1 protein-coding gene (only partly in view) is annotated in these 6,000 nt (G+C 40.2%); it reads right to left on the bottom strand.

Features of this window, described 5'->3' with window-relative positions; genetic code table 11:
- On the bottom strand, positions 1-6,000 hold part of the coding region annotated (locus AN486_RS13740; RefSeq protein ID WP_290601097.1) for a DUF4347 domain-containing protein (this coding region is incomplete at its 3' end). The annotated region continues 22,973 nt past the right edge of the window; 6,000 of 28,973 annotated nt are visible.

Raw genomic sequence — 6,000 nt, 5'->3', positions numbered from 1 at the left:
CTAGAATCATTAACAGTGATGGTATCAGTTCCCCCATCCCCACTAATTGTTAATGAAGCAGCAATAGTATCTACCGTGTTGCTGTCGTTAGAAATCTGGATATTATCGTCTTCTGTACCAGTGGAAACGTTTGTTGCACCACTGATGGTCTTAATGCGGACTGTATCAGCACCCGCATTAGTATTCAGATTGGTTTGTCCAGTCTGGGTACTATTAATGGTGAAGTCGTCTGCACCTGAACCTAAGTTAATATTCAGAGTTTCCGCATTGCTGTAGGTAATACTTCCAGCCATATCTAACCCAGTCACATTGGTGCTGGTTAATATGCCTGTATTATCTTTGGTATCACTAGAATCATTAACAGTGATGGTATCAGTTCCAGCATCTCCACTAATTGTTAATGAAGCAGCAATATCATCTACCGTGCTACTGTCGTTATAAATCTGGATATTATCGTCTTCTGTACCTGAACTTACTGTTGTTGCACCACTAATAGTCTTAACGCGGACTGTATCAGCACCCGCTTCTGTATACAAGTTTGTTTGACCTGAATTACTTATGAGAGTGAGTGCATCATTACCACTGCCGGTGTTGAAGTCTAATGTACCAGCAGTAAAGTTATTAGTGAGATTAATAGTATCTGCACCAGAACCGAGTTGAACAGCTAAAGCTTCAATGGTGCTATATTGCAGACGACTACTTAAACCAAATCCGTCAACGTAGGTATTATTTACCGTCACATTTTGGTTATAACCACTGGTATTACTAGAGTAGTCGAGATTTAAGTTATCGCTACCTGCATTACCTTTAATACTGAAGTTTAAGTTACCACCAATATTGCTGACACTGGGATTAATTAAGGTGACAGTATCATTACCAGAGCCTAAGATAATACCGTATTCTTCAAAGTCTTGAGAGTCGAAACCACCACTGGAGATAAAGTTAACTAAATCAATTGTCAGGTTAAGGTTATCTGTGCGGGTGGAATAGTCTTGGCCAATGACATCATAACCAGTATTACCATCAACTACTAAGTTTGCAGTAACGCTTGAATTGGGATTGATCACATCATTACCAGAACCAAATTTAATGTTAATGTCCTGAAATTGACTGTAGTTAATAGTTGCACCCAAACCGACGATTTGGGTTGAACTTACGGTGGCAGAACGACCAACTGTATCGCCACTATTATCAATATTGAGGGCATTTGTGCCACTACCACCATTAACAGTAAATGTTCCTGTCGCGCCACTGTAAGGAGAACTAGAACTGCCTAAATTGATGGTATCGTTATCGTTACCTGTGTTGATGGTTACGCCTGTAGAAGTGATATAACCGTAAATTCCGACTGTACTACCAACGCCCACATCTGTTGTACCTTGGTCTACAGTAATTTGGACTGCACCAGAAGCCTTAATTGAAGCGTTGTTCAGTGTGAAATTGTCTCCTGCGGTTAAAATGATGCTACTACCTTGAATATCGCTGTTAATGGTCAAATCATCGCCACTACTAGCAGATTCTCCTGCATTCAAGGTAATGGTACCAGATGTGATGATACTTCCGCTAATTGTCAAAGGACTATGGGTAGCAATATTAAGATTACCACTGTTCAAACTAACTCCATTAACACTCAATGCACCGTAATTATCCACATACACAGCACCGCTACCACTGGGAACAGTCAGGCTATTAGCAGTCATTTGTAGACTATTGCTACTACTACCAATACCACTACTAGAAGTCAAACTAACAGCATTAGCTTGAATATCTCGTGAGTTGTTACCTCCGAAGATTCCTGTACCTGTGAGAGTCACACTTCCATCAGTTTGAACTTGATTGAGAGTCAGAGTCCCAGTGGAGTCAACTCGGATGTAACCGTTACCCATTGCTGTGGCTGTCAGGTTAGTTGAGTTTGTGTCAATATCAATATTTTTCAGGGCTGTAACTTCAATCGTCCCCGCATTTAAGGTTGTACCCTCAGCCGTGGTGACACTACCACCAATAAGGCTATTGCCATTATAGTAACCCGTAGAACCAACAACCAGTTGAGATGTGCTAGGTGAACCATTAAAGACTAAATCAGCACCCGTGCTAATTTCCACATAATTAGCAGTAGCTAACATTTGCTGGAAGTTGATATTACCTAAGTCTTTTTGGGCGTTGAGGATGAGGTTAGTTGCAGTGACGTTAAATCTGCTAGTAGTGTTATCCTGTAATTCGCCGACAGGTTGTGCTAATTCAATACTACCGGCTAGCTTACTGACTGTTTTCGCTTTCAGGTTCAAGCCATTACTAACTGCGGTAAAGAAGATTTGTACGTCAGTATAATTAGGGTTTTGTGCGACTACATTATAGTCAGACTCGGTAGTATAGATAATTTTATTAACAGGAACTTGACCTGCTATATTTTCGGTGACAGAGTAAGCATAGTAACCAGAACTATAGTTTCCAGATTGATTGATTTGACGACTATAAACTGTGCTGCTATCGGGAGATTCTTTATAATAAACTCGTTCACTACCATCGAAGACATTATTATTGTCAGTGTCATCGAAGTAAGCATACATACCGCTTTGGGTTTCCCGTTCTTGGGAAGAAATGGTACTTAATACGGCTGCTAAGGTGAGACTATCTTTTTGTGCTTGTGTGAGAGCCGTTAGAGCGGTGTTATAAACAGTAGCTTGGGAAATATCAGCGCTATCGAGATAATAGGTCGTGTTGGTGTAGATATCTCGATACTGATAATAACCTGCATAAGTACCAGAGCTTTGTAAGTTACCTCGTGCCACTAAATTAATGATAGTTTCTCCACCAGGAGTCTTAGCAGTCAGATTAGCAAAGGATTCAGGCGAAATGATGATGTTATCTGAACCTACTTCAAAGGTGAGATCATTTGTCTTGATGATGGGTAGACGCACACCACCTTCGCCATTAAGGGTGAGGTTAATAGCATCTAGGGTAATGGTTGAGTCAATATCTAAGGTTTGGGTAGCTTGAAGAATTAAAGTATTGGCGCTCAGGGTTTTATCGCTACCAGCAGGATCAATGACCAAATCATCTTGTTTACTGACTAATTGGATAGTTCCTGAGCTAGTGGGAACGCTTAAACCAGAGTTAGTGCTTAACGTGCCTAAATTGGATAGATAAATACTACCTGCGTTAGATGTCATACTCGGCACATTTAAGGTGCGATTCGCGCCCGATGCTAATTTACCGATACCTTCAATGTTGATAGTTCCATCAGCAGTGGCGGTAATTTCCGATAAATCAACTTCTAACAAACCAATATCACTACCTGTAGCTGTGGCGGTAAGGTTAGCTTTAACAGCGACTAATTCAGCAATATTATCATTAGAGTTGAGTGCAAGTATGTCACCGCCATTATTCGCAGTCAGGTTAATCTGACTGTAGGAGATTAAGTTACCGCTACCGTCGTAATCACTATAAACTCCAGCGTCTATCTTGCCAATGGTCATGTTACCAGAGGAAGTTAAATTGAAGGTATGCGCCTGAGAGTTGGTAGTTGATTGAACTAAGGTTGCAGTTAATGTCCCGCTATTGTTGAGGGTAAAGTTACCATTGCCAACTTGACCGGCAGTGAGGTTAAGATTACCAATGTTGTCAATATCTACGTTACCTGTGCCACCAACTTCAAAGCTGAGGTTGCTAACTTGGATGTAAAGAAGATCAGCCGCTTTGAGTTTATCAACGGTAACAGTACCACTAGCTGTAATATTAATGTCGTTACCTGAACCTAACGCAGTGACATTTAATAACCGAATACCGTTCACAGAATCAATGTCAATATTGCCGTTAGCGGTGGTAATTGTGGCTTGAACATCGGTAGTTGATTTCCGATCCACAACTAGGTCAATATTGCCAATACTGCTATTCGTAACATTCAAAGTTGTGGCTGTTAGGTTAGCACTAATACCAGATTTAGCATTGAGGTTCATGGTAGTAGCACTAATTAAACCATTTTGAATTACTCCATTAGTAACCAAATAGTTGTTAATGCTGCCCTGAGATGCAGTTAAATTGAGGGTTCCGGTAGTTAATAAACCAGAAGGTAAGTCAATCTTATTACCCGATGTTGTTCCCCCAGTTAAGGTAATATTGCCGTTTGTCCCTGTGGCGATATAAGTATTAACATCACCTGTGATATTACCGTTACCTCCATTATTACCAGCCAAACCAGTAATTCCATTACCTGCATTCAGTATGCCCTTAATAATGAGGTCATTACCTGCATTTAATTGGATTTGAGTTCCAGATGTAGCCGTTGTTCCGGCATTAATTGCACCGGCAAAGTTGATGTCACCGGTGGATGAGGTACTGGTGATAGTAACTTTACCAGTATTGTTAATCGCATATAATTCGCTGGAATCAAGGACGGAAACACTTGTACCTGTAACATTCAGGTCATTTTTGGCATAAATATAGCTAGGTGCAGCTAAGGTATTACTTGTATTGCTGCCTGTGGGGAGTTTACCTTGGATATTAACTTGACCCAAACTGCTGATATTAATGTTACCTGTTGTCCCGTTAGCGGCCAGTTTACCTGTGATGCTGATGTTACCTGTGGCATCAATGGTAATACCGTTAGCTGCACTAATAGAGTCACCAGCAAATTGACCGTAAGCCGTTTGGTCATTTGAGGTTTGACGTTCTGTTACCCAAATGGTTTGATTTTCTGTAATGTTATCAGTACGCCATTTAGTCTGGGTGTCTATGGAAACGCTCTTGACTTGAATATCACGAGTTTCGTAACGGGGACGGTTATCGTAAATATCTTGGATATTTGTTACCCATTGCCAAGAAGTTTGTAACCGGGTGTCATAAATGGGTTTGTAAACAGATTCCCAATTGTATTTATAGTCATTAAATGTTTCATATTTATCGCTAGTTTTCCTCCAGGATGAATTGACATCAATGGAATAAGATAGTTTTCCCCAACTACTGTCCCAACTAGTACTACTGGAAACCTGGCGACTATAAGAAGTGGTGCTTTGGGGAATAGTCACAATATTACTGTCATAGGTACCAATAATAGTGTCATTACTACTGACAACCCAATTACCATCACCATCATCTTCACGGAATTCCCAGAATAACCGGTAAGTGGCATTATATTTTAGATCTGACTTGGATATGAGTATATCATTAAGATTATCCGTACGGGCCGAATCGTTCCATGTCCACTCTTTAAAATTCTCTTCACTGTTAATTTTTGCCCAAACTCGATACCAAGGTTCTTCAGAACCTCTCTCTGTATTAACATTAAATTGAATCTGGGTGACTTTAATACCTACGTCAAAAAGTTTTTCCTCAATTTGACCCACTAATTGTGTGTATGTTGCAACTTGATTTCTGTTATTAATTAGACGAGTAGTAGAGACATATTCTGTGGGTGCAGAGATCACAACACCATTTATATCATTATTATTAACTGAACTCTGAACTCTCCAAGCAGGATTCTGCAATGTCTGTGCTACATTACCACCTGTCCTACCGTCATTAATAGAATACAAACGTTTACCATTGCTATCATAACTAACTCCCCAGCGAACTATCGTCGTATTATCATTGTCAATACCACGGTCATAAGTATTAGTATACGCCCCAAATGCTGAGGTAAGTTGATCATAATAAACAGTAGCTTGATCCCAGTAATAACCTACATACTCACCAGTAGGAGTTGTGCCGCCAGTTTGTGACACCCATGTTTGTGAAGGTGAATATGTTCCCGTACTCAATTCATTAAAGTTATTTTTGTTGCTGTCATTTAATAGTTTCGCTTCACCTTGAGAAACAACCCGGAGTAATGCAGGCAAATCGCCAGCAATTCCCACTGGTACACGGATATATTTATCACTCCAACCATCAACGTTAATCTTGATAATTTTGGTGGCAATATTCGCTGTGTTATTGGCTGTATTGTAGGAGTTGTAATAACCTGCGGCTGAACTTAGTTGATAGTCACTACCACTGATAAACTCT

Origin of the sequence: Anabaena sp. AL93, assembly GCF_001672085.1 — a bacterium.
GTDB classification, from domain to species: domain Bacteria; phylum Cyanobacteriota; class Cyanobacteriia; order Cyanobacteriales; family Nostocaceae; genus Dolichospermum; species Dolichospermum heterosporum.
Note: the sequence above shows the minus strand (reverse complement) of the source record. Positions and strands in the feature narration are given on the sequence as shown.